At 41.6% G+C, this 25,229-nt stretch carries 19 protein-coding genes; 18 read left to right on the top strand and 1 reads right to left on the bottom strand.

The annotated features are described in order from the left end of the window. Positions 1–16: 16 nt before the first annotated feature. The 9 genes from IMO47_RS10460 to IMO47_RS10420 all read left to right on the top strand — a co-directional run bounded on the left by IMO47_RS10460 (position 17) and on the right by IMO47_RS10420 (position 9,772). Positions 17–1,033 (top strand): sulfate ABC transporter substrate-binding protein, encoded by a 1,017-nt coding sequence (locus IMO47_RS10460; protein ID WP_196075555.1) that lies wholly within the window; start codon positions 17–19, stop codon positions 1,031–1,033. Positions 1,034–1,364: 331 nt separating this feature from the next. Beyond that, the gene (locus tag IMO47_RS19620) at positions 1,365–1,613 is read left to right on the top strand and encodes a hypothetical protein (RefSeq protein WP_227552169.1); all 249 of its coding nucleotides are present in this window, start codon (positions 1,365–1,367) and stop codon (positions 1,611–1,613) included. A gap of 128 nt (positions 1,614–1,741) precedes the next feature. Further along, entirely contained in the window at positions 1,742–2,668 is a 927-nt protein-coding gene (gene rsmH, locus IMO47_RS10450) for a 16S rRNA (cytosine(1402)-N(4))-methyltransferase RsmH (RefSeq protein ID WP_196075554.1), read from the top strand. Next, positions 2,665–2,997: a cell division protein FtsL gene (ftsL, locus tag IMO47_RS10445; RefSeq protein WP_196075553.1), complete on the top strand. Its 333-nt coding sequence runs from the start codon at positions 2,665–2,667 to the stop codon at positions 2,995–2,997. Before rsmH ends, ftsL begins: the two co-directional genes overlap by 4 nt. A gap of 9 nt (positions 2,998–3,006) precedes the next feature. Further along, the gene (ftsI, locus tag IMO47_RS10440) at positions 3,007–4,842 is read left to right on the top strand and encodes a penicillin-binding protein PBP3 (protein ID WP_196075552.1); all 1,836 of its coding nucleotides are present in this window, start codon (positions 3,007–3,009) and stop codon (positions 4,840–4,842) included. A 7-nt stretch (positions 4,843–4,849) separates the two neighbouring features. Continuing rightward, positions 4,850–6,358 (top strand): UDP-N-acetylmuramoyl-L-alanyl-D-glutamate--2,6-diaminopimelate ligase, encoded by a 1,509-nt coding sequence (locus IMO47_RS10435; RefSeq protein ID WP_196075551.1) that lies wholly within the window; start codon positions 4,850–4,852, stop codon positions 6,356–6,358. Between the two features lie 9 nt (positions 6,359–6,367). After that, positions 6,368–7,777 carry a UDP-N-acetylmuramoyl-tripeptide--D-alanyl-D-alanine ligase gene (gene murF / locus IMO47_RS10430; protein WP_196075550.1) on the top strand — a complete coding sequence of 470 codons (1,410 nt, stop codon included), beginning with the start codon at positions 6,368–6,370 and terminating at the stop codon, positions 7,775–7,777. Then, positions 7,777–8,895: a phospho-N-acetylmuramoyl-pentapeptide-transferase gene (gene mraY / locus IMO47_RS10425; protein ID WP_196075549.1), complete on the top strand. Its 1,119-nt coding sequence runs from the start codon at positions 7,777–7,779 to the stop codon at positions 8,893–8,895. The genes murF and mraY overlap by 1 nt, the downstream gene beginning before the upstream one ends. Positions 8,896–8,968: 73 nt before the next feature. Next, on the top strand, positions 8,969–9,772 hold the full coding sequence (locus tag IMO47_RS10420) for a putative RNA methyltransferase (protein ID WP_196075548.1): 804 nt from the start codon (positions 8,969–8,971) through the stop codon (positions 9,770–9,772). Positions 9,773–9,831: 59 nt separating this feature from the next. Here the strand turns inward: IMO47_RS10420 and ponA are convergent, their stop codons facing one another. Then, positions 9,832–12,372 carry a penicillin-binding protein PBP1a gene (gene ponA, locus IMO47_RS10415; RefSeq protein ID WP_196075547.1) on the bottom strand — a complete coding sequence of 847 codons (2,541 nt, stop codon included), beginning with the start codon at positions 12,370–12,372 and terminating at the stop codon, positions 9,832–9,834. Positions 12,373–12,535: 163 nt separating this feature from the next. Between ponA and IMO47_RS10410 the strand changes: the two genes are divergently transcribed. From IMO47_RS10410 to gltB, 9 genes are all read left to right on the top strand, one after another. Continuing rightward, positions 12,536–13,594 (top strand): pilus assembly protein PilM, encoded by a 1,059-nt coding sequence (locus tag IMO47_RS10410; RefSeq protein WP_196075546.1) that lies wholly within the window; start codon positions 12,536–12,538, stop codon positions 13,592–13,594. Continuing rightward, positions 13,594–14,235, top strand: a complete 642-nt coding sequence (locus IMO47_RS10405) for a PilN domain-containing protein (protein ID WP_196075545.1) — start codon at positions 13,594–13,596, stop codon at positions 14,233–14,235. The genes IMO47_RS10410 and IMO47_RS10405 overlap by 1 nt, the downstream gene beginning before the upstream one ends. Next, complete coding sequence (pilO, locus tag IMO47_RS10400) at positions 14,232–14,984, top strand: type 4a pilus biogenesis protein PilO (protein ID WP_196075544.1); 753 nt, start codon at positions 14,232–14,234, stop codon at positions 14,982–14,984. Before IMO47_RS10405 ends, pilO begins: the two co-directional genes overlap by 4 nt. After that, entirely contained in the window at positions 14,981–15,511 is a 531-nt protein-coding gene (locus tag IMO47_RS10395) for a pilus assembly protein PilP (RefSeq protein WP_196075543.1), read from the top strand. The genes pilO and IMO47_RS10395 overlap by 4 nt, the downstream gene beginning before the upstream one ends. A gap of 20 nt (positions 15,512–15,531) precedes the next feature. After that, positions 15,532–17,730 (top strand): type IV pilus secretin PilQ, encoded by a 2,199-nt coding sequence (pilQ, locus tag IMO47_RS10390; protein ID WP_196075542.1) that lies wholly within the window; start codon positions 15,532–15,534, stop codon positions 17,728–17,730. Between the two features lie 36 nt (positions 17,731–17,766). After that, on the top strand, positions 17,767–18,309 hold the full coding sequence (aroK, locus tag IMO47_RS10385) for a shikimate kinase AroK (RefSeq protein WP_004825383.1): 543 nt from the start codon (positions 17,767–17,769) through the stop codon (positions 18,307–18,309). Positions 18,310–18,345: 36 nt separating this feature from the next. After that, the gene (gene aroB / locus IMO47_RS10380; protein ID WP_196075541.1) at positions 18,346–19,425 is read left to right on the top strand and encodes a 3-dehydroquinate synthase; all 1,080 of its coding nucleotides are present in this window, start codon (positions 18,346–18,348) and stop codon (positions 19,423–19,425) included. A gap of 18 nt (positions 19,426–19,443) precedes the next feature. Then, complete coding sequence (locus IMO47_RS10375; protein WP_196075540.1) at positions 19,444–20,313, top strand: hypothetical protein; 870 nt, start codon at positions 19,444–19,446, stop codon at positions 20,311–20,313. 421 nt (positions 20,314–20,734) lie between these two features. Beyond that, entirely contained in the window at positions 20,735–25,210 is a 4,476-nt protein-coding gene (gene gltB / locus IMO47_RS10370) for a glutamate synthase large subunit (protein ID WP_196075539.1), read from the top strand. Positions 25,211–25,229: the final 19 nt, after the last annotated feature.

Here is a 25,229-nt window from a genome sequence, read left to right as displayed (position 1 = left end):
TTGCTGCGGCGCTCATATGAAAAACAATTTTAAAGCACTTTTAAGTGCTGTGATCATTGCGACTGGATTTACGGGAACAACTCAAATCGCCCATGCGGCTGATCGTGAATTTTTAAATGTGTCTTATGATGCAACGCGTGAGTTCTATGATGAGTTTAATAAATCATTTGGAGCATACTGGAAAGCTCGTACAGGGAAAACTGTAGATTTTAAACAATCACATGGCGGGTCTGGAAAGCAAGCGCGTGCTGTGGTCGATGGCTTGAAAGGAGATGTAGTCACTTTGGCTTTAGCCAATGACATCAACGAAATTGTGAAGTCGGGTCAAATTAATCCGGGTTGGGAAAAAGAATTCCCAAACAACTCTGCACCTTATACTTCAACAGTTGTATTTTTAGTGCGTAAGGGTAATCCTAAAGGCATCAAAGATTGGACAGATTTGACCAAGCCGGGCGTGCAAATCATTACGCCGAATCCGAAAACGGGTGGATTGCCAAGATGGATTTATCTTTCAGCTTGGGGTTATGCGCTTAAACAACCCGGCGGAAATGATGCAAAAGCACGTGAATTTGTCTCTAAGATGTACCATAACGTGAAAGTGATGGATCCTGCTGCACGTGCATCCATGACCACATTTGCTGAACGTGGCATTGGTGACGTTTTATTGACTTGGGAAAATGAGGCCATGGTGAGTAAAAAAGCCACAGGCAATAAGTTTGATATTGTCTATCCTTCCATGTCGATTCTGACGGAGCCTTCTGTTGCGATTGTAGATAAGACAGTTGAGAAGAATGGCAATAAATGGCTGGCTACAGGCTATATCAATTATTTATATTCACCGATTGGTCAGGATATGGCAGCACGTCATTTTTATCGTCCACGTAATGCAAAGATTTTAGCAAAATATGCCAAACAATTTCCTGAGTTAAAAACCTTTACCATTGATGAAGTATTTGGTGGTTGGGCAAAAGCGCAGCAAACACATTTTGCAAATGGCGGTGTTTTTGATCAGATTTATAATACCAAACGTTAAGTTATGATGGATTGGATAAAGAAGCCTCCTTTTTAGGAGGCTTCTTTTATTTATGATTGAATGCGTTAGACTGGTTTTAAACTAAACAATAATTTGAAACGATATGCATCCAAATCAGACCAGTTACAGTCAATGGCATTGAAATAACTTTTGATATCTGAACCTCAGTTAAAGAAAATCATGATTACGGGCACAGTTGACGGAGTTGGGTATTACTACGCAACCATATCTGACAGTAATTCAATGTTGTTCCTGTGTTTGGGGCGCTGAGTTGAATGATCAGATATGTGGATTTGCATGAGCAGAGCAAGATGAAGGACGCATTTTTGCCATGTTTGTTTATTCTGATGTTGAAGCGAAGGAAATGGGCAGCGCATTGCTTAAAAAAGCTGAGGATTTTTTATTTCAATATTTTCAGGAAATTTGCTTGGAAACTGATGCAAGAAGCTATGCTTGTAAATTCTATGCTCGACACGGATGGATGGTCGTCAAACACCTTGAAAATCACGACGTGAAAATGATTAAGCAATTAGGGGCATTTTATAGTGCTGGTTGTGTTTGTTTTTTACGCTGTTTTTAGATTCAAACACTGGAAAAACGGTTTTCTCCATAAAAAGTAATATTTCCCTACAAAAAGTCGTTTGGAGCTTTAACAAAACAAGGTAATAATGTGCAGTTACTTTTTTTGCTTAAACTGAAACTCTAATTATGTCTCATATTTCTGTATTACTACATGAAACTGTCGATGCTTTACTTGCAGGGCGCAATACAGGAATTTACGTGGATGGGACGTTTGGGCGTGGCGGGCATACGCGTTTATTACTCTCCAAGTTAGATGAGCATTCAAAAGTATATGCTTTTGATAAAGACCCTCAGGCACTCGAAGTGGCCTATCAGCTTGAAAAAGAAGATTCGCGCTTTAAAATTATTCATGCCAGTTTTGCAGATTTACAACAAGAATTGAATCAATTGGATATTTATCAAGTTGATGGCATTATGGCAGATTTAGGGGTGTCATCACCTCAGTTAGATCAAGCTGAACGTGGTTTTAGTTTCATGAATGATGGACCACTTGATATGCGTATGGATAATTCACAAGGGCAAACCGCGGCTGAATGGTTGCTGGATGTTGAAGAAGAACATTTGGCGAATATCATTTTTCAATATGGTGAAGAACGCTATAGTCGCCGTATTGCCAAAGCGATCAAACAAGCCGGTTATATTAAAACTACTGGAAAGTTAGCAGAAATTGTCAAGGTTGCGCATCCAAAGTGGGAAAAGAATAAACATGCTGCAACACGAACTTTCCAAGCCATTCGTATAGAAATCAACAAAGAGTTGGATGATGTACATACCTTTTTACCTCAAGCCGTAGATTTGTTAAAATCAAATGCACGTTTAGCTGTGATTAGTTTTCATTCACTTGAAGACCGGATTATTAAACAATTTATTCAAAAAGAATCAACTTTAGCAGAAGATAATGGTTGGGGATTACCGCAAAAAGTACAAGATACTCGTCGACTGAAAAAAGTAGACCGAATTCGTGCCAGTGAGGAAGAAGTCAAAGCTAATCCGCGTTCACGTAGTGCTTGGCTTCGGGTTGCAGAGCGATTAGAACAAAAAGGCGCACAATGAAACAAGAAATTATAGAAGAATCAAGTCGTAAACTCGCTGTCAAAAAAGCAATTGTTTATGGTCTTTTGGTTGCCGCAGTACTGGTCAGCGCTTTCATGGTCGTGTTACAGGTTTTTGCTTATCGTCATGATTTCCGTGACTTAAATAGCTATATGCGTGAGCGCGAAGATATTAATGCAGAGTGGGGACGGTTGCTCATTGAACAACAGACATTTGGTGCGACAGCACAAATTGGTACGCGTGCAGTAACGCAACTCCGTATGTATTCACCGCCAGCTGGACAAACAGTTGTCATTTCATTACCAAGTGAATCAGAGCAGAAGAAGTAAGGCATCTGTATGGTAGACAAGCAAACTAAACAGACTCGGCAGCCGCGTAAAAAGCAGCCGTCCATTACCCAGAAAAGTACCACATCTATTGATATGTGGCGGTTTTATCTTATGTGGGGTGTGGTTCTTCTCTGCTTCGTTGGTCTGGTTGGGCGTGCATTTTATGTGCAGGTGATCAATAAAGACTTTTTGCAGAATAAAGCCAATGCCAATATTTTGCGTACAGAAACCTTAAAAGCCATGCGTGGTGTAATTAGTGATCGCCACGGTGTACCTTTGGCAATCAGTTCTCCAATCATGAAGGTGGTGATTGATCCTAGAGAGTATTTTGAGACCAAAAAGCAATTTGACACCATCACGGCTGAATTACAAAAAACGCCAAACAGCAGAAAATTGAAACGTCAGTTACCTGATGAAAATTTAAATCTAGATGAATTGGCCGATGCAGTCGGGATTGATCGTGCAGATTTAAAGAAGCGTTTGAATGAACGTCCTCGCTCACGCTATTTGGTGTTAAAAAAAGAAGTTCCACCCCCTCAGGCAGACTTCATTACCCAGCATAAATTTGCCGGTGTGTATGCTGAAAAAACCTATAAACGTTATTACCCGCAACCTCAACCCAATGCTCAAATTATTGGTTTAACCAATAGTGAGGGGACAGGGATTGAAGGCTTGGAGATGCAATTAAATTCGCGTCTTGCCGGTGAGGATGGTGAGCAGAAAATTTCACGCGATAAGCATGGTAACCGTATCAGCACGCCAGAAGTCGTGAAAGAAGTCAAAGCCGGTGAAAATATTACTTTAAGTATAGATTCACGTTTGCAATATATTATGTACCGTGAGTTGACTGCTGTCGGTGTGGCAAACAATGCACGTTCGGCATCTTCAATTGCTGTAGATGTCAAAACGGGTGAAATTCTGGCAATGGCAAGTTGGCCATCTTATAACCCCAATGACAAGAATGGGTTGAATAATAAAGATGCCATGCGTAACCGAGGGGCGATTGACATGTTCGAACCTGGTTCGACCATGAAACCGTTTACGATTTCTGCTGGGTTGGAAAGTGGTCAATACACGCCAAATACTATAGTCAATACCAGTCCGGGTTCAATGCGTCTAGGTTCGCATACGATTCGTGATACGCATAATTATGGTTCACTGACTGTAACAGGTGTGATTATCAAGTCATCTAACGTTGGTTCTGCAAAAATTGCCCTGTCTTTACCGAAAGAAACGTTACCGAGTTTCTTTAGAAAGGTTGGTTTTGGTCAGCGTTCAGCGGTGAAATTCCCAGGTGAAAGTAGTGGTTTGGTGCTTCCCCCTGAAAAATTAAATTCATCTCAAATTGGAACCATGGCATATGGTTATGGTCTGAATGCAACCATTTTACAATTAGCTCAAGGTTATGCCATGTTAGCCAATCATGGTGTGGAATATCCATTAAGCCTGTATAAGCTCAATGAACAGCCTAAAGGGAAGCAGGTCCTAGATCCTAAAATTGCTGACTCAGTTTTATTGATGTTAGAGCAAGTGACCATGCCAGGTGGTACTGCGAAACAGGCCAATATTCCGGGTTATCGCGTTGGAGGTAAAACAGGAACGGCACATAAACTACGTCCTGATCATCGAGGGTATTCAAATACAGAATATCGTGCATTATTTGCAGGCGTTGCGCCGATCAGTGATCCTCGTTTAGCGATTATTGTGGTGGTGGAGAATCCTCGTGGTCAATATTATGGTGGTCTGGTTGCAGCACCAGTTTTTGCCCGTATTATGCAAGAATCTTTACGTTTAATGAATGTGCCTTTGGACAAGCCGCTTGAAACGGCAAAGGCGACACGATAGGTAAATCATGATGATTAATTTTCAGGACATTTATCACGATGGTCGTGATCTAGACCATACACAAAGTTGGATGTCTGAGCCATTTAAAGGTTTCTCTCTGGATAGTCGCTATGTTCAGCACGGACAGATTTTTATTGCATTAACCAGTTATTCTCAACCTGAAAAAACACGACAGTTTGCTCAGGCGGCTTTGGATAAAGGGGCATTGGCCATTATTAGCGAAACGGATCTAGGCATTGTACCAGCTTTGGTTTGTCCTCAAGTTCGCAGATTGATGGGGCAATGGCAAAAACAATATTTAGAAGCCACAGCACCTGTGCAAGCGGTACGTGTTTTGGCTGTCACAGGAACCAATGGTAAAACCACGATTTCACGTTTGGTTGCTGAATTATTGGCATTACAAAATAAAAAATGTGCGGTTATGGGGACAACAGGTAATGGTATCTTACCGCATTTGGAAGCATCCTCTCATACCACATTAGATGCTTTGCATTTACAAAATCTAATGCATGATTTTGCCCTGCAAGGTGCTGAATTTGCCTCAATTGAAGCAAGTTCCCATGGTTTAGAGCAAGGTCGTTTAAATGGTTGTGATATTGAAATTGCCGCCTATAGCAATTTAAGTCGCGATCATTTGGATTATCATGGGACGCTTGAAGCCTATGCGGAAGCAAAATCATTATTGTTTAAATGGACTTCGTTAAAAGTTGCCGTCATTAATATTGATGATGCGCATGCTGATTTGATGATGAATGCGGCAAGCAGTAATTTATCACATCCTAAAGTATTGACCTATTCGACTTCCAAAGCTGCTGATTATCAAGTGTTTGGAATTAAATACAGCTTGGACGGTGCAATTTTTCACTTAAAAACAGCCAAAGGTGAATTTACTGTACATAGCCCATTGCTTGGGCATTTTAATATTGAAAACCTTGTGGCAAGTTTAATTATGGCTGAGCAAGCAGGTTTTGACTTAAGGCAGTTGATTGCGCAAGTACCAAAATTAAAAGGTGCGCCAGGACGTATGCAGGTGATTCGTGATCAGGATCGATTATTTGTTGTCGACTATGCACACACACCAGATGCATTAACCCAGGTATTAAAAACTCTAAAACGTCATGTTGAAAATCAACTCTGGGCGGTATTTGGTTGTGGCGGTGACCGTGATCGTGGTAAACGACCATTAATGACCAAAGCTGCATTGGAACAAGCCAATCCTGTGCTGATTACCTCAGATAATCCGCGTACTGAAAATCCTGAACAGATTTTTGCCGATATGAAACAAGATATCGATTTTAGCCAACACGAGGTTCATGAGATACGTGATCGTCGTGAAGCGATTAAATATGCAGTCAAACATGCCCAAGCAGGCGATATTGTGGTGATTGCAGGCAAAGGACATGAAAACTATCAAGAAATAGATGGAGTGCGTCATTGGTTTGATGATGTCGTTGAAGTGCAATCTGCTATAGATGCACAACACCTTAAAACCAATTCAGCCTATCCAGCTCAGTAGGAATAAACGATGCATACCTCGACGACAAGTACTGTACCTTTAGAACCATGGTCAGCAGCAGAACTTGCTGAAGCCACTCAAGGGTATTGGTATTTAGATCAAGTGCCGCAAGGTGAAATTAAACGTATTTTAACTGATTCTCGTTATGCTGAACTCGGTGATGCATTTTTAGCGCTCAAGGGTGAGCGTTTTGATGCACATGATTTTGTCGCACAAGTAGCTGAAAACGGGTGCCAAATTGCGATTGTCAGTCATCCGGTTGAAGCCAATATCTGTCAGTTGGTCGTTGAAGATACACGTTTGGCATTGGGGCATTTGGGTGCATATCGTCGCGCACAGCACCCTCAATTAAAAGTGATTGCACTGACTGGCAGCAGTGGTAAAACCACCACCAAAGAAATGTTGGGCAGTATTCTTGCGCGTTTAGCCCCTACTTTGATTACACGTGGCAATTTAAATAATGATCTCGGTGTTCCAATGATGCTCTTGGAGCTTCGTTCAGAACATCAGTATGCAGTCATGGAGCTGGGGGCGAGCCATCAAGGTGAAATTGACTATACCTCAAAACTGGTACAACCTCAGGTGGCGGGGATTCTCAATATTGGAACTGCACATTTAGGTGAGTTTGGCGGTCGTGATGGGATTTGCCGTGCTAAATCTGAAATTTATCACCATATTGATCCGGCTGGCACATCGATTGTTCCTGCTGCAGATGATTTTACTGATACGATTCGCCAAGCTGTACGGACAGAACATTGTTTAAGTTTTGGGCAAGGTGGGGAAATCTTTGCCACAGATGTTGAGTTGTTGGCACAATCTGCAGTATTTACCATCAATACGCCACAGGGTTGTAAAGTGGTCAATTTGCCTTTTGCTGGAGAGCACAATGTGCACAATGCCGAGGCTGCGACAGCATTCGCTTTAGCCATGGGTATCGCTTTAGAGGATATTGTTGCGGGGTTGGAGTCGGCACAAGGTGCTAAAGGGCGGCTTAACTTTATTCAAAAGAATAATCATCTATTGATTGATGATACCTACAATGCCAATCCAACTTCCATGCGTGCTGCGGCTCAGGTACTTGCACAGCAGCAGGGAATCAAAGTCATGGTGGTTGGTGATATTGGTGAACTGGGGGATACTGCTGCGCAACAGCATTATATGCTAGGGCGTGATCTTGTTTCAGTGAATGGTATCGATTTCGTGGTCGCTATAGGCGAGTTTGCTCCTGCAACACAAGAAGGTGCTCGAAGCACTCAATATGGCAAAAAATTACAGGCTTTTCTGAATCAAGAACAAGCTTTGCCTTTATTGTTAAGTTTAATAAAAACACATCAACCCCAGTCCATGAGTTTCTTATTTAAAGGTTCTCGTTATACCCATATGGAAACGTTGATGGCTGATTTGATGGAGAAAGTTTAATGCTGTTTTGGTTATTTCAACACTTGGCAGGTTATGAAAATGCGTTCCAAGTTGTTCGATACTTATCGTTGCGCGCATTGCTGAGTGTATTGACTGCACTTGCGATTGGTTGGGCTTTGGGTCCAGTGATGATTCGTAAACTACAAGCGCTCAAATATGGTCAAGCAGTCAGTTCTTTTGCACCTGAAAATCATGCCAAGAAAATGGGTACACCAACCATGGGCGGGATTTTAATCCTACTCTCGATTGGGATCAGTACTTTGCTTTGGGCAGACTTATCCAATCCCTATGTGTGGATTGTCTTAATGGTGATGGTGATCTTTGGTGCGGTTGGATGGGCAGATGACTGGATTAAAGTTCGTTATAAAGATAATGCAGGTTTACCTGCCAAGAAAAAATTCTTTTGGACATCGGTAGGTTCACTGGGAGCAGGCATTGCATTGTATGTGATTGCAATACAGCAGGACAATCCTATCCATACAGCCAATATGTTGGATTTGTTGATCCCATTCTTCAAGAACTTGAGTATTCCACTGTCTGCAATTCCATTGGGAATCGGGTTTATTATTTTTACCTATTTGGTCATTAACGGTGGTTCAAATGCGGTGAACTTGACGGACGGTTTGGATGGTTTGGCGATTATGCCAATTGTCTTGGTTGCGGCTGGTTTAGGTGTTTTTGCTTATTTGGCCGGTGATATTCGCTTTGCCAATTATTTACATATTCCTTATGTGAAATATACTTCTGAATTGGTGGTTATCTGTGCTGCGATGATTGGTGCGGGTTTAGCTTTCTTATGGTACAACGCGCATCCGGCACAAGTCTTTATGGGCGATGTAGGTGCATTGTCCCTAGGCGCGATGTTGGGTACGATCGCAGTAATGGTTCGCCAAGAAATTGTGTTTGCGATCATGGGTGGGGTATTTGTTGTTGAAGCGATTTCTGTTTTCCTGCAAATCGGATCGCTGCGTATGCGTAATAAACGTGTATTCCTGATGGCACCTTTGCATCATCATTATGAAAAGAAAGGCTGGCGTGAGACTCAAGTGGTGATCCGTTTCTGGATTATTACAATTATGCTGGTAGTTTTAGGTCTAATGACATTAAAATTACGATAAGCCAAAGTCAGTTGAAGGAGTCGGCATTTGCCGGCTTTTTTATTGCCTTTTACAATATCCTGTGGAGAATACGATGAATTTATTGATGTGCCCTGTATGCCGTGAGGGGTTAAGCCTGTCAGGTCGGACTTGGCGCTGTGTAAATCATCATAGTTATGATGTCGCAAAGCAAGGCTATGTCAATTTACATGTGGTACAGCACAAACACAGTAAGAATCCAGGTGATACTGTTGAATCCGTACAGGCGCGACGGGCTTTTCTCAGTGATGGATTTTATGCACCTTTACAACAAGCCATTGTAAAAAAGATTCGCGATTTGCGTATTGAAAACCTGTTGGATATCGGTTGTGGTGAAGGTTACTATACCGATGCAATGCAACATGAAGTGATGCAGTGTGTTGGGGTAGATATTGCGAAAAATGCAGTTCAGGTGGCTGCAAAGCTGAATAAAAAAGTGACTTGGATTGTGGGAACGGGGGCAACATTACCCGTTTTAGATCAAACCATAGATCTATGTACCAGTTTGTTTAGTCCAATCCCTAGCGAGGAAATTTTAAGGGTACTTAAACCTCAGGCTTATCTGATTGTGGTGACCCCTGCCCCCGAGCATTTGTATGCAATGCGAGAAGGCTTGTTTGATGAAGTGAAGGTACATGATCCTCATAAGTTTGTTGAGCAACTACAAACACATTTTGATTTGGTTGAACAACCGATTGTGGAAACGACTTTTGAGTTAAATCAAATACAGTTAAAAAATCTGATTGCGATGACACCTTATGCATATAAAGCTAAATCTGAAAAGCGTATGGTTTTAGAGCAACAACTGCAAACTGAATTGAAGGCAGCATTTCAAATTTATGTTTTTCAGAAAAAATAGCCAGTTACTCGCCATAAAAAATGCCATCAGTTGATGGCATTTTTTATGGCGTAATTTAATTATTGAACTTCATTAATCAAATTTTCAAGCGAGTCTTGTTCCCGTTTTGCAGCACCTTGATTCATCGCAGGTGGTGTTGCTTTATTTGGTTTTAACGGCTGATCATTGCCTTCTTCTGGTAAATCATCAAAATCATTGGACGCGTTACGTGTCGGAGCAACAGGTGCCGGTCTAAAAATTGGACGGGCTAAAGGTGGCGATGAACCATAAGCCTCCGTTTGTGTTTGCCCTTCAATTTGAGTTTGGTGGCGTTGTTCACGCGAAATTGGTGCTTTAGCATCTTTATCAAAGTGTACCCAAGCCGATGGCGTGCCTTTTAAAGCTTTATCCATAAAGCTGGTCCACACCGGAAGGGCAGCAATACCACCAAACTCACGTCGACCTAATGTAGTGGGTTGATCAAAGCCAACCCAGGCAATCGCAACCAATTTACCGTTAAAGCCTGCAAACCAAGCATCTTTGGCATCATTCGTTGTTCCTGTTTTACCCCCAATATCATCACGACCAATTTTAAGTGCAGCACGACCTGTACCATGTACAATCACATCACGCAGAATATTTGCCATGTCGAAAGCCGACTGTGATTTTAAAATACGCTGGGCTTGACGATATTTACTTTGTTCTTCTTTACTTAAAGGTTTTGCTGCATCATCAACACTGAGATTTGCGCCTTCAATCACTTCATCATCTGGGGTGACTTCAGCATCAGCAGTCTGATTTTTTTGGTTTATACATGGAATACATGCATATTCTGGGGTAGCCTCGTAAATGGTTTTACCAAAAGCATCTTCAATACGACTGATAAAATGGGGTTGAATACGGTATCCTCCATTGGCAATGGCAGCATAGCCTGTTGCCATTTGTACTGGAAGTACTTGTGGTGTGCCTAAAGCAATGGTGAAGTTACGTGGAATTTGATCTTCCTGTAAACCAAAGTCCATTAATAATTGCCGCGCACGTTCTACACCAACACTCTGTAGCAAACGTACTGATACTGTATTACGAGACAGGTACAGGGCACGACGCAAGGGGATCATACCCAAATAACGACCATCGGAGTTTCTAGGTGACCAACGACCAATGGTAATCGGACTGTCATTCACCATGGTATAAGGCGTCATACCACGTTCGAGTGCCAGCGCATATACAAACGGTTTAATGGTTGAACCAGGTTGGCGCCAGCCTTGTAATGCACGGTTAAATTTAGATTGATAGAAGTTGTAACCCCCAACGACCGCCTCAATCGAACCATCATTTGGATTGATGGCGATAAGCTGACCTTGGACTTTTGGAGTCTGTACCAATGACCATGCGGTTTTATTGTCATTGGGGCGCAAACGGATGATATCTTTCACTGACACAATCTGTGAGGCACGACTTGGTGCACCACCAACAGCATTGGCATTGATGTATTTTCTTGCCCAAGACATTCCAGACCAAGGGACAGTTACCGTCGAACCATCTTGCATTTTGGCTTCAAAGGTGTTGCTGCCGACTTTAATGACTTCGGCAGGATAGGTATTGGCATAAGGAATAAAATCTTTGAGGGGCTTGTCATGTGCTTCAGCGCCACGCCAACCATGACGACGGTCGTAATCTTCTAAACCCTTTTGCACAGCATCTTCAGCATATTGCTGACGCTGACTGTTGACCGTTGTATAGACTTTATAACCCGAATCAATCGCTTGTTCACCAAACTTTTCAACCAGTTCAGCACGAACCATTTCACCGACATAAGGAAATTTATTGCTTAAACCGCGATCCGGCATGCTCAAATTAATCGGTTCAGCCACGGCTTTTTCATATTCAGCCTGTTTCAAATAACCTAATTGGAGCATTCGTCCCAAAATCCAGTTACGACGTTCCAGTGCACGTTCAGGATTTACAACAGGATTATATTTAGACGGAGCTTTAGGTAAACCAGCAATCATTGCCATTTGTGCAATACTGAGTTGATCCAAGCTTCTGTCATAGTAAATTTTTGCTGCAGCAGCAATACCATAGGCATTTTTACCTAAGAATATTTTATTGACATACAACGATAGGATTTCTTCTTTAGATAGGTTTTGTTCTATTTTTCGCGCCAAAAATACTTCGGTCAATTTGCGCTTCAAAGTACGTTCAGGAGAGAGATAATAGTTTTTGGCAACCTGCATCGTGATTGTTGAACCACCTGTCTGTACATTTGATCCAGTCACACTTTCACTCAATGCACGCCCTAAGCCCTTAAAGCTGATTCCACTGTGCTCAAAGAAAGATGAATCTTCAGCGGCAAGAAAAGCATGAATGAAGTGTGGCGGAATCTGATCGTATTCCACAGGCACAGAAAGCTTGCCACCATATTCAGCAATTAATTGATTGTCAGCCGAGTAAACTTGTAAAGGTTTTAGCAATGGCGCTTTTTTTAAAGAGCTCATTTCTGGCAGAGATGGGGCAATATATAGGTACATTCCATAAAAGCCCATCGGAATTGCGACTAAGATAATAATAATCAGCAAAAAAAAGGGATGAATATGACCTGAACAAGATAGCTTTTTCATAACAAGTAAGTTTTAATAATAGCTAATGGCAAACTAATTGTGGTCAGTATAGCTTCTCATGTGATGGATTGTTAGATGGGATATTGTATCTGTAAAAAATTAAGACCAAATACAGCTAGTTTGTGTTATTTGTTGGGGATAAAAAAATAATAGGAAATGTATCGTGCTTAGACTATATCGTAAGCAAAATAAGGGGTTGGTAGGAGTAGATATTAGTTCTACTACTGTAAAAATTTTAGAGCTCTCTGTTAAGAACGGTCGTTACTGGGTTGAAAGTTATGGATTAAGTCCGCTGATTGATGGGAGTGTGGTTGAAAAAAACATTCTTAATCCAGAAGCAGTTGCAGATGCATTAGAGCGAGCAGTGAATCTTGCTAACCCTCAATCGCAAAATGTGGCTGTTGCAGTGCCTACCTCTATGGTGATTCACAAAATCATAGAAATGGACGCCGATATGTCCGATGAGGAAAGAGAAGTTCAGATTCGAATGGACGCTGAACAATATATTCCTTTTCCTTTGGATGAAGTCAGCTTAGATTTTGAAGTATTGAATGACAGGCTGGCCAATCCGAATCGAGTGAATGTGCTTTTGGTGGCGACACGTGCTGAAAATATTGAGTCTCGTGTTGAAGTTCTGGAAATTGCAGGTTTATCTCCTAAAATTGCAGATGTAGAAAGCTATGCCATAGAACGTGCATTTGATGTCTTCTCCGATACTTTACCCATCGGAGTGAATCTTGTTGGGATCCTAGACATTGGTCATACCATGACCACGTTGTCTGTGATGCAGAAAGGTAAGATTATTTACACACGTGAGCAGGTGTTTGGGGGCAAACAGCTTACACAAGATGTGCAAAACCGTTATGGTTTATCTTATGAGGAAGCAGGTCGTGCCAAAAAAGACCGAACTTTGCCCGATGATTTTGAAACAGAAGTGTTAATGCCGTTTTTAGAGGCGGTGGTCCAGCAAGCAGCACGTTCATTACAATTCTTCTTCTCCTCTTCACAATTTAATGAGATTGATCATATTTTGCTGGCAGGTGGAAATGCAAATATCCCAGGTTTGGCAAAATTATTACAACAAAAATTAGGCTATCGAGTCACTGTTGCAAATCCATTTTTACAAATGGGTTTTTCACCGCAAATTGACTTAAGAAAAATAGAAAATGATGCACCATCACTCATGGTTGCATGTGGCTTAGCGTTGAGGAGTTTTGATTAATGGCAAAGATTAACCTACTCCCTTGGCGTGACGAGCTAAGAGAACAGAAAAAGAAACAATTTGTGGCAATCTGTGTGGGTGTTGCATTGATTGGATTGGCAACTGTGTTATTGGCATGGTTTTATTTTGATCATAAGCTTGAAGATCAAGAGCAAGCAAATCAGTTGGTTACCAGTACCAATCAAAACCTCGATATGCAATTAAAAACCCTGGATGGTTTGCAAGAGCGTCGTAATGCCATCATTGAGCGAATGAAGCTCATTCAAGGCCTGCAAGGTCAGCGTCCAGTAATTGTACGTTTAGTTGATGAATTGGTACGTGTGGTTCCAGCACAAATGTACATCACGAAATTCAGCCGTGTCGGGGATAAATTTACCATCGAAGGTAAAGCTGAAAGTCCAAATACCGTTGCTGAATTATTACGTGGTTTAGAAGCTTCGGAATGGTATAGAAATGCCTTTATGAATTCATTCTTGGCTGCGGAAGAAAATAAAAATCAAGCACAAACATCTGTGATTCCTCGAGTAGAGGAGTCTTATGGAAGTTTTGTTGTCACTGTGGATTTAGGGGAAATCGCTTCTGTAGCAGATGATCGTGCGACAAAGGCTGAACAAGTTCCAGCTGCTGGGGGTGCCAAATGAGTCGTGAAGATTTTGAGCAATTAGATTCATCGGTGAATGATGCTCCAAAAAAGAATAAAATGACAGTTGAGAAATTTTTTCAACAATTCAACACTTTGGATATGAATAACTACGGTAGTTGGCCATTGTCGGTGAAAATTACCTGTTGGATATTTCTGTTCTTCTTGGTCTGTGCGATTGGCTACTTTCTTGCAGTCAGACCTAAGCTGGATGCAATTGATCAGGCGCGTACAGTTGAACAGAATCTACTGAATGAATTTAAGGAAAAAGATTCTAAGTTACGAAATCTGCAGCAATATCAAGCTCAGTTACAACAGATGGAAGCGAATTTCAATCAACAGCTAGAGCAGTTGCCTAAAGAAACTGAAATTCCAAGTTTAGTTGAAGATATCAACGTGACAGGGGTGAGTTCAGGCCTAAAATTTAAAAATATCAGACTTGAACCTGAAGTGAAACAGGAGTTCTTCATTGAACAGCCTATTTCCATTGATGCGACAGGGGATTATCACTCATTTGGGAGTTTTGTAAGCAGTGTTGCGGCTTTACCACGTATTGTTACTCTGCATGATTTTACGATTACAGGAACAGCCAGCCAAGACAAAAAATCAGATGTCCCTGTGATTGACTACACCATTAAGGCGAAAACCTATCGTTATATTGGTGCTGATGAACAGAAAGCACAAAAAAATGTGAATCAGGCAAATCCAGCTGCACCTTCGACACCACAGCAAGGAGGAACACCACAATGAAAAACTACAATAAAATAATCTGTGGAATTTCTTTGGCAATGGTATTGGTGGGTTGTGATTCAAGAATTGATGCAGTCAATCAAGAAATGGCAAATATTCGCAGTCAACCTCCGTTGCCGATTGAACCTGCACCTGTATTTAATCCTGTGCCAAGTTTTAATTACTCCGCACAACAATTGCGTAGCCCATTTTTACCAAGTTCATTGGCAAATGAATTAAAGGTGATGTCGGGAAAACGAGTTTATCCGAATTTTTCTAGACAACCACAGCCACTGGAAAGTTATCCTTTAGAGTCATTAACACTGAAAGGAAGCATGAAGGGCAATGCAGGGCAAACAGTAGGATTAATCCAGACGCCAGATGGGGAAATTGAACGTGTTCAACTGGGCAATTACATGGGGATGAATCAGGGTCGAATTATTGAAATTACGCCGACCCGTATTGATTTATTAGAAATTGTTCCAGATGGCCGAGACGGTTATATAGAAAGACCGCGGAGTCTAGTTCTAATTGGTCCAGTGGATTAAAACGGTATAAAGGAATAAAAATGAAAAAGAGTTTGAAAAATATCTTGATTGGGGATGGTAAGTTTATGAATAGTCAACTTCGTCAATTTACTATGGCGACGGTAGCAATTGCGATTACACAAGTTGCAGCAGCACAGACCACAATGACCAACATTGTTCCGATGAAAATACCGGGGCAAGGTACAGAAATCCGCGTCATGTTTAATGGTCTTCCTCCGCAGCCACAGGCCTATCAGTTGGATAATCCTTCTCGATTGATTTTGGATTTTGACAATGCCAAGCAAAATATTGGTCAGACATCCATTCCAGTGAGCAGTGATGAGGCTTCAACAGTTGATGTGGCTGCCGATGATCAACGTTCTCGATTAACAGTGAATTTAAAAAATAGTGGTGCTTTTACAACACGTGTTGAAGGCAATACTTTTATTTTAAAAATTAATAATGCCAATCAGGCACCGAGCTTACCAAGTTATGTCTCTCCTGTAGTCAATAAACAAAATCAGGGAATTGCTGACATTGGTTTCCAACGTGGAAATGCTGGCGAAGGACAGGTGATCGTCAGTCTTTCAGGTGCAAATACCCCTGTGGATGTTCAACAGCAAGGCAGTAAAGTTGTTATTCGAACTTTGGGAAATAAAATTCCTGCACATTTATTGCGTCGTTTAAATGTCAATGATTTTGCAACGCCTGTTTCTAGCGTAGACGCTTATAACGATGGTTCCAATGGTGTCATCACCATTCAATCGTCGGGCAGCTATGAATATATGGCTTTCCAAGCTGAGAATAAATTAACGGTCAGTTTGAAACGACCTCCAGAAAATAAATTGGCTCGCCCAAATGCTAGTCAGTCTTATACAGGCAAGAAGATTTCCTTAGATTTCCAAGATATTGAAGTTCGTCGTGTGTTGCAGTTGTTGGCTGACTTTACTGGAATCAACATGGTGGCTGCCGATTCGGTGCAAGGCAATATTACCTTGCGCCTGAAAGATGTACCGTGGGATCAAGCTTTAGACATTATCCTAAAAACAAAGAATTTGGATAAACGCCGTAATGGCAGTGTGATTTGGATTGCGCCTGTAACTGAGTTAATTAAAGCGGAAGAAGATGAAGCAAAAGCATTGGCTCAAAGTGTTAAATTAGCACCTATTCAAACTGAATATATTCAGTTGAATTATGCAAAGGCGACAGACATACTCAAGTTGATTACAGAAGGAAAAAACTCGAAAAATTCAAATAATACGAATACAAATACATCAAATAACGTGGATTTAAATAATTTAGATCCGTATGGCAATAATGTTGGAAGTTTATTAAGTCCTCGTGGGACTGTCACTGTAGATGCTCGTACAAATACTTTGATTGTGACTGATACCGCTTTAAAAATTGATCAAATTAGAAAAATGGTTGATTTATTGGATATTTCGGTCAAGCAGGTCATGGTTGAGGCTCGAATTGTACGTGCCACAACCGATTTCACTAAAGAGATGGGGGTAAAATGGGGAATTCTATCTCAAGGGATTACCAAAAATAATGACTTGTTGGTGGGAGGAAGCGATCAGACCCTGTGGGATTTAAAAACACCAGATAGTAATGGGAAATATACCATTACACGTCCTGATAATCTCAATGTAGACCTTGGTGTTACAACACCTGGTGCAAGTAAAATTGCTTTTGGTTTAATCAGTATGTCTGACTTTATGCTGGACTTGGAGTTATCTGCCTTACAAGCAGATGGCTATGGTGAAGTGATTTCAACACCAAAAGTCATGACGGCGGATAAACAAAAGGCCAAAGTCGCATCTGGTCAACAAATTCCATATCAATCTACACAAACTGCGGGAGGTAGTGCGGTTGCGACAACTGAGTTTAAAGATGCTCTGTTGAGTCTGGACGTAACGCCGAGTATTACACCCGATGGTAAAATCCAAATGCAGCTTAACGTGACAAGCGATTCAGCGGGTCAGGTAGTTAATGGAAATGTGGCGATCAATAAAAATGAAATTAATACCAATGTCTTGGTGGATAATGGCGAAACTGTAGTTTTGGGTGGAATTTTTGAGCAAGAAACTAAAAACAGCCAAACCAAAGTACCTTTCCTGGGAGATATTCCGTATCTCGGGCGATTATTTAGAAAAGACGTCAAGTCAGATAATAAACGTGAGCTGTTAATCTTTGTGACACCAAGAATTGTTAATGACAGTCGTACGAGAAATCATTAATATAGTTTCAATGAAAGCAATTCGATAGGTGACTCCTTGCCAAGCAAAGAGTTTGAAACCCTACCAAATATCTATTTGGTAGGGCCCATGGGAGCGGGAAAAACAACAGTCGGTCGGCATCTTGCGGAACTGTTAGGTCGTGATTTTTTAGATAGCGATCATGAAATAGAAAGAAAAACAGGTGCATCCATCCCTTGGATTTTTGAAAAAGAGGGAGAACAAGGTTTCCGTACCAGAGAAACCATCGTCATTGATGATTTGACCTCCAAAAAGAATTTAGTTGTTGCGACAGGCGGTGGAGCGGTAACGCAAGCCATGAATCGTGAATATCTCAAGCATCGCGGTATTGTGATTTATTTATATACACCTGTCGAAATTCAATTATTGCGTACACATCGGGATAAAAATCGCCCCTTGTTACAAGTAGAAAATCCCGAAAAAAAATTAAGAGATTTGCTTAAAATTCGTGATCCATTGTATCGAGATGTCGCGCATTATATTATTGAAACCAATCAGGGTGCTGCACGAGATTTGGCACTGAAAATATTGCAGTTGATTGTTTCAAAAGAAATTGTTTAATCGGTAAATTATTATTCATTGTTATTTGGCAGGATCATGCAAACTTTACATGTTGAACTGGGTGAGCGTCGCTATCCAATTTTTATTGGCAGTCATTTAAATCCGCAAGCGTTACTTGAACCTTATATTAAAGGGCGTCAAGTGATGGTGGTGACCAATAGTACTGTTCAACCTCTATATTTATCGCATTATGTTGAAGCGATTCAACAATTGGGTAAGCAAGTTGCAACATGTGTCCTGCCAGATGGTGAAAAATATAAGAATATTGAACATCTTAACCTGATTTTTGATGCGCTGCTCGAGGCAGGCTTCAACCGTGACTGTACGGTTTTGGCTTTGGGGGGCGGTGTGATTGGAGATATGGCTGGATTTGCCTCAGCATGTTTTCAACGGGGTGTTTATTTTATTCAAGTCCCCACAACGCTCTTGTCTCAAGTGGATTCAAGTGTGGGTGGAAAAACTGGAATCAATCATCCACTGGGTAAAAATATGATTGGTGCATTTCAGCAACCCCAAGTGGTGTTAGCAGATATGGCGCAATTGAAAACCTTAGCTCCAAGAGAACTTTCAGCGGGCTTGGCAGAAGTCATTAAATACGCGTTGTTGGGAGATGTGGAATTCCTTGTTTGGCTGGAAGCACATATGGAAGGTCTAGTTGCTCAAGATCCTGAATTATTGGCTGAAGCCGTATATCGTTCCTGCGCACATAAAGCCCGTATTGTCGCCAATGATGAAAAAGAACAAGGTGAGCGAGCGCTGTTAAATCTCGGGCATACTTTTGGACATGCCATTGAGTCTTATCTCGGTTATGGGGTCTGGTTGCATGGTGAAGCAGTTGCAACTGGAATGGTGATGGCTGCAGATTTATCTCATCGTATGGGGTGGATTTCATTTGATGATTTGGCACGTACAAAAAAAATCATACAACGCGCACAATTACCTGTAGCATGTCCTCAAATTCCATTAGATGAATTTTTGGCTTATATGTCACACGATAAGAAAGTGTTGAATGGTCAACTTCGTTTAATATTGATGAAACAACTTGGGCAAGCTGTCATTACCAATGACTTTGACGTCGAGTTGATGAAACAAGCGATTTTAGCAAATCAAATATAGAAAAAGGTTCATGTTCAAATGGCAGCAATTCGTACAAATTGGCAAAATATTCGACAATATATTTGGTTGGTTGGTGGATTGCTGTGTCTAGTGATTGCCGTGATTTTTTGGGCGGTCACAGATACTAAAGCATTGGTCACTGTGGAAAATCCGATAGAAGAAACTCAAGTCCAGATTCAACCGGAAAAAGTAGCGGCGACAACACATTTGGGTGCTTTAATGGATGAAGTGCGTCCACTTGAAATGACGACTCGTGTAGTAACCGCGGGCAATCACGATGCTGAATTTCGAGGAACAAAGTTTTTTCAAGAAAATAAAAAGGCATGGACAATCGAATTGTTCAAAGCTTCGAATGAAGATGTCATTCAAAGTTTTTTGCAAAAACAAGCCGATCGAAAAAATTTTATCTATTTCCGTTTAAGTGGTGAAAATCAAACAGAACAGTATGTTTTGGCGTATGGATTATTTAAAACTGATGATCAGGCGAAAGTACAATTACAACAGCTAAATCTCAAATTGCCAGCATCGATACATCCCCAATCAATTCAATTTGAGAAATATATCTCTTTGGTGAATGATTTAGGTGCAGATGAAATGGCAAGTGCCAATAAACTTTATGAAGTTAAATTGAAGTCAGCACCACTGCCAGTTGTAGATGAAACCGTATTGGCTCAAGCTAAATCCGCTTTATCATCATTGACGAATCCTTCCGGTACAAGCAGTGAAACGACCAAGACCACGATTACCCGTCGTGATGCCTCAGGCAAGGTTGTTGATGTGCAAAAATCACATTCAACGACTCAAGCACCGTCAGGTACGAAAGAATCGAGTGCTGCTGCAACTGAAAAGAAACCTGTAGAGCATGAAGTGAGTGATCCATTTAATTAATGAGCGCTAAAATGAAGCAAAATAAATCGTGAGATTTATAATTTGCACAATAATGGTGCTAAAAATATATTTACAAGAAACATCACTTTTTAATCAAGATCTTTATTTCACTGTATTTTAGCGATTTGGTGAACAAAAATAAAAACTGGCATATTTTTTGCTTTATTGTTGCGCTAATTGAGTTGATTGTCCCTATTTTGGAGCGAAATGATTTAGTTGGTGTGCGATTTTAAGTCAGGGTTGGTGCTTTATTTCAGTGCGAAAGCTGTAAAACAATTTTGCAATTAAAGTAAAAACAGACTGGTATTCAATTTAGACTAAGTGTTTACTTGGTATACGAAAATACTTAAAAATCGTAATTTAGTGTTTGAATGTTTTTCGCCCTCAAGGGCCTATGTAGAAAGAAGGGTACGCTATGCACATGCCATCGCCTAATACTGTAGCTCCCGCTCAAGGTTTATACCAACCGGATGAGTTTAAAGATAACTGTGGTTTCGGCTTGATTGCCCATATGCAGGGTGATGCGAGTCATGATTTAGTCAAGACCGCGATTCATAGTCTAAGTTGTATGACGCACCGAGGTGGTATTGCCGCAGATGGTAAGACCGGAGATGGATGTGGTTTACTCTTGGCTATGCCGAAAGCATTCTTCCGTGAAGAAGCAAAGAAAATCAGTGACATTACATTGAGTGAAGTCTTTGCAGTCGGTACAGTATTTTTAAACTTGGATCCTGCTCTTGCAGTGCATGCGAAAAAAATTCTCACTAAAGAAATTGAGGAGGAAGGCTGTCGTGTAATTGGCTGGCGCGTAATTCCCACCAACAATGACGCCTTGGGTTCAATTGCGATGCAGTCCTTGCCTGCTTTCGAACAAATTTTTGTCAACTGCCCAATGGGGGTAACTGAGGTTGAGTTCAACCGCAAGTTATTGATGGCGCGTCGCCGTGCTGAGCAACAGTTGACGGCTGATCCATATTTTTATGTCACTACATTGTGTTCTACCGTCATCAGCTATAAAGGTTTGATGATGCCTGCATATATTGCAGAATTCTATACAGATCTTGCGGATGAGCGTTTGGATTCTCATATTGTGGTTTTCCATCAGCGTTTCTCAACCAATACACTGCCACGCTGGCCACTGGCGCAGCCATTTCGTTACTTGGCACATAATGGTGAGATCAACACCATTACAGCAAACCGTAACTGGGCAATAGCACGTACTCCCAAGTTTGAAAACCCATTATTACCTGGTATTACTGAGCTTGACCCGATTGTAAACCGTACAGGTTCAGACTCTTCAAGTATGGACAACATGCTGGAGCTTCTGGTGGGTGGAGGCATGGATTTATTCCGTGCATTGCGTATGCTGGTACCGCCTGCTTGGCAAAACGTTGAGACTTTAGATGCTGACTTGCGTGCATTTTATGAGTTCAACTCAAAGCACATGGAAGCATGGGATGGTCCAGCAGGTCTGGTGATTCAAGATGGTCGCCATGCGATTTGTATGCTTGACCGTAATGGTTTACGTCCTGCGCGCTGGGTGATCACTAAAAATGGTTACATTACTTTGGCATCGGAAATTGGTGTTTGGGGTTATGAGCCAGAAGATGTTGTTTCAAAGGGGCGTGTAGGACCTGGACAAATTCTGGTGATTGATACATTCACAGGTAAAATGCTGGATACTAAAGATGTCAGTAACCATCTGAAAAAAATGCGTCCATATCGTGAATGGTTACGTGAAAATTCAGTTCGTGTACAAGGCAGCCCGGAACTTGAAGAATATTTATGTGATCAAGGCTTAAAAGGCGATGACCTTAAAGCAGCACAAAAAATGTTTATGGTAACCTTTGAAGAACGTGATCAACTATTACGCCCAATCGCGGAAAGTGGTCAAGAAGCTGTAGGTTCAATGGGTGATGATACCCCTATGGCGGTACTGTCACGTCAAGTTCGTCATGTGACCGACTATTTCCGACAACAATTTGCTCAAGTTACAAACCCACCGATCGATCCATTACGTGAATCTATTGTGATGTCACTCGAGACATGTATGGGACGTGAACAGAATGTATTTGAGCAAGGACCTGAACATGCAGATCGTTTGATTATTTCAAGTCCTGTATTGTCCAATTCAAAAATGCACCAAATCCGTACCTTGGGTCGTAAAGGTTATGAAATTGCTGACATTGATTTGAACTATCCGGAAACGGAAGGTCTTGAAGCTGCCATCAGCAGAATCTGTGAAGAATCTGCACAGGCGATTCGTGATGGCAAAACTTTATTGGTAATTTCAGACAAGAAAATCCGTCAGGGTTATCTGCCTGCCAATTCTGCCATGGTAACAGGCGCAATCCATCATTTCCTGATTAACGCAGGTTTGCGTACCGATGCTAACATTATTGTTGAAACTGCTTTAGCACGCGATCCACATCAATTTGCAGTTATTCTTGGTTTTGGTGCGACTGCGATCTACCCATATCTTGCATATGATGTAATCAATGACTTGATTGCAAAAGGTGAGTTATTGGGCGATCCAATCCATGCACAAGCAAATTTCCGTAAAGGCATTGAGAAAGGCTTGCTTAAAGTTTTGTCTAAGATGGGGATTTCTACAGTTGCCTCTTACCGTGGTGGTCAGCTGTTTGAAGCCGTTGGTTTGTCTGATGAAGTCGTGAATAAGTGTTTCACAGGTGTACCAAGCCGTATTAAAGGTGCAACATTCACTGATCTTGAAAATGATCAGAAAAAATTAGCGGAAACAGCTTGGAAATCTCGTAAACCGATCGACCAAGGTGGCTTACTCAAATTTGTATTCGACAAGGAATACCATGCATTTAATCCCGATGTGATTAATGCTTTGCATAAAGCGGTACGCTCTGGCAACTATGCTGACTTTAAAGAATATGCTGAGTTGGTCAATACACGTCCGATAGCGACAATCCGTGACTTGTTAAAGCTGAAAACCGAGCATTCTATCCCATTGGAAGCAGTGGAATCGGTTGAAGAAATTTTACCGCGATTTGACTCGGCAGGTATGTCTCTAGGTGCATTGTCACCTGAAGCACATGAAGCGATTGCAATCGCAATGAACACCATCGGCGGGCGTTCTAACTCCGGTGAGGGCGGTGAAGATCCGGCACGTTATGGCACAATCCGTAATTCGAAGATTAAACAAATCGCTTCAGGTCGTTTTGGGGTCACACCTGCATATTTAACATCGGCTGAAGTTTTACAGATTAAAGTTGCGCAAGGTGCGAAGCCAGGCGAAGGTGGTCAGTTACCTGGCGGTAAAGTGAATGGTCTAATTGCCCGTTTACGTTACTCAGTACCGGGGGTAACACTGATTTCTCCACCACCACATCATGATATCTATTCTATTGAAGATTTATCACAATTGATTTTTGACTTAAAGCAAGTCAATCCTCAAGCAATGGTTTCGGTGAAGCTGGTTTCTGAACCTGGTGTAGGTACGATTGCAGCCGGTGTTGCTAAGGCATATGCGGACTTCATTACGATTTCCGGTTATGACGGAGGTACAGCTGCTTCACCATTATCTTCAATTCATCATGCAGGTTCACCATGGGAATTGGGGCTTTCTGAAGCGCACCAAGCACTTCGTGTCAATGATTTGCGTGGCAAAGTACGTGTACAGACAGATGGCGGTTTGAAAACGGGTCTGGATGTTGTCAAAGCAGCAATTTTGGGTGCGGAAAGTTTCGGTTTTGGTTCAACGCCAATGATTGCTTTGGGTTGTAAATACCTGCGTATTTGTCACTTGAATAACTGTGCAACGGGTGTCGCAACACAGCAAGATCATTTACGTCAAGAGCATTATATTGGTGAGCCAGAAATGCTGATTAATTTCTTCCATTTTATTGCGGAAGAAACACGTGAATGGCTTGCAGCGCTAGGCGTAGCATCATTAAAAGACTTGATCGGTCGTACTGATCTGCTGGAAATGCTGCCAGGTGAAACAGAAAAACATGCCCACTTAGACCTGAGTGCGTTGTTGCAATCACATCCGTCAGCGGAAGGTAAAGCACAATATTGCCAAGTGCAAGGCAACGAGCCATTTGATAAAGGTATTCTTGCGGAGAAAATGGTCGCTGAAATGCTGCCTGCAATTGAAGCAAGTACAGGTGGTGCATTCCATTTCACTGTGGGTAACTGTGACCGTTCGATTGGTGCGCGTCTGTCTGGTGAAATCGCAAAACGTTATGGTAACTTGGGTATGGAAGCACATCCGGTCAAAGTGAATTTAACCGGTACGGCAGGACAATCGCTCGGTGTCTGGAATGCGGGTGGTTTGCATATCAGCCTTGAAGGTGATGCGAACGATTACGTGGGTAAAGGTATGGCAGGCGGTCGAGTTTCGATTTTCCCACCAAAAGGCTCACCATTCCAAACTCAAGAAACAGCAATTATTGGTAATACATGTTTGTACGGTGCGACTGGTGGTAAATTATTTGCAGCAGGTACGGCAGGTGAGCGTTTCGCGGTTCGTAACTCTGGTGCATTTGCCGTAATTGAAGGTGCGGGCGATCATTGCTGTGAATATATGACTGGCGGTATTGTGACTGTACTCGGTAAAGTAGGTCACAACTTTGGTGCGGGTATGACCGGTGGTTTTGCTTATGTACTTGACTTGGAAAATGACTTTGTCGATTACTACAACCACGAATTGATTGAGTTAAACCGTATTTCTACAGAAGCAATGGAGGAACATCAAGAATTCCTACTTCGCATCTTAGATGAACATATTGCTGAAACAGGTAGTGCTTGGGCGTACAAGATCCGCAACGAGTTTGATTTCTACAGCCGTAAATTCTGGCTTGTGAAACCAAAAGCTGCTAATTTGCAAACGCTTTTGAAGACAACTCAAGCAGATCCACAATAATTCCACTACTCATATTTTA

It is taken from the genome of Acinetobacter sp. Res13-Abat-PEC15-P4-01, assembly GCF_015676285.1.
GTDB lineage: Bacteria > Pseudomonadota > Gammaproteobacteria > Pseudomonadales > Moraxellaceae > Acinetobacter > Acinetobacter nematophilus.
The sequence above is the reverse complement of the archived record's forward strand: the minus strand, read 5'-3'. Positions and strand labels throughout refer to the sequence as shown.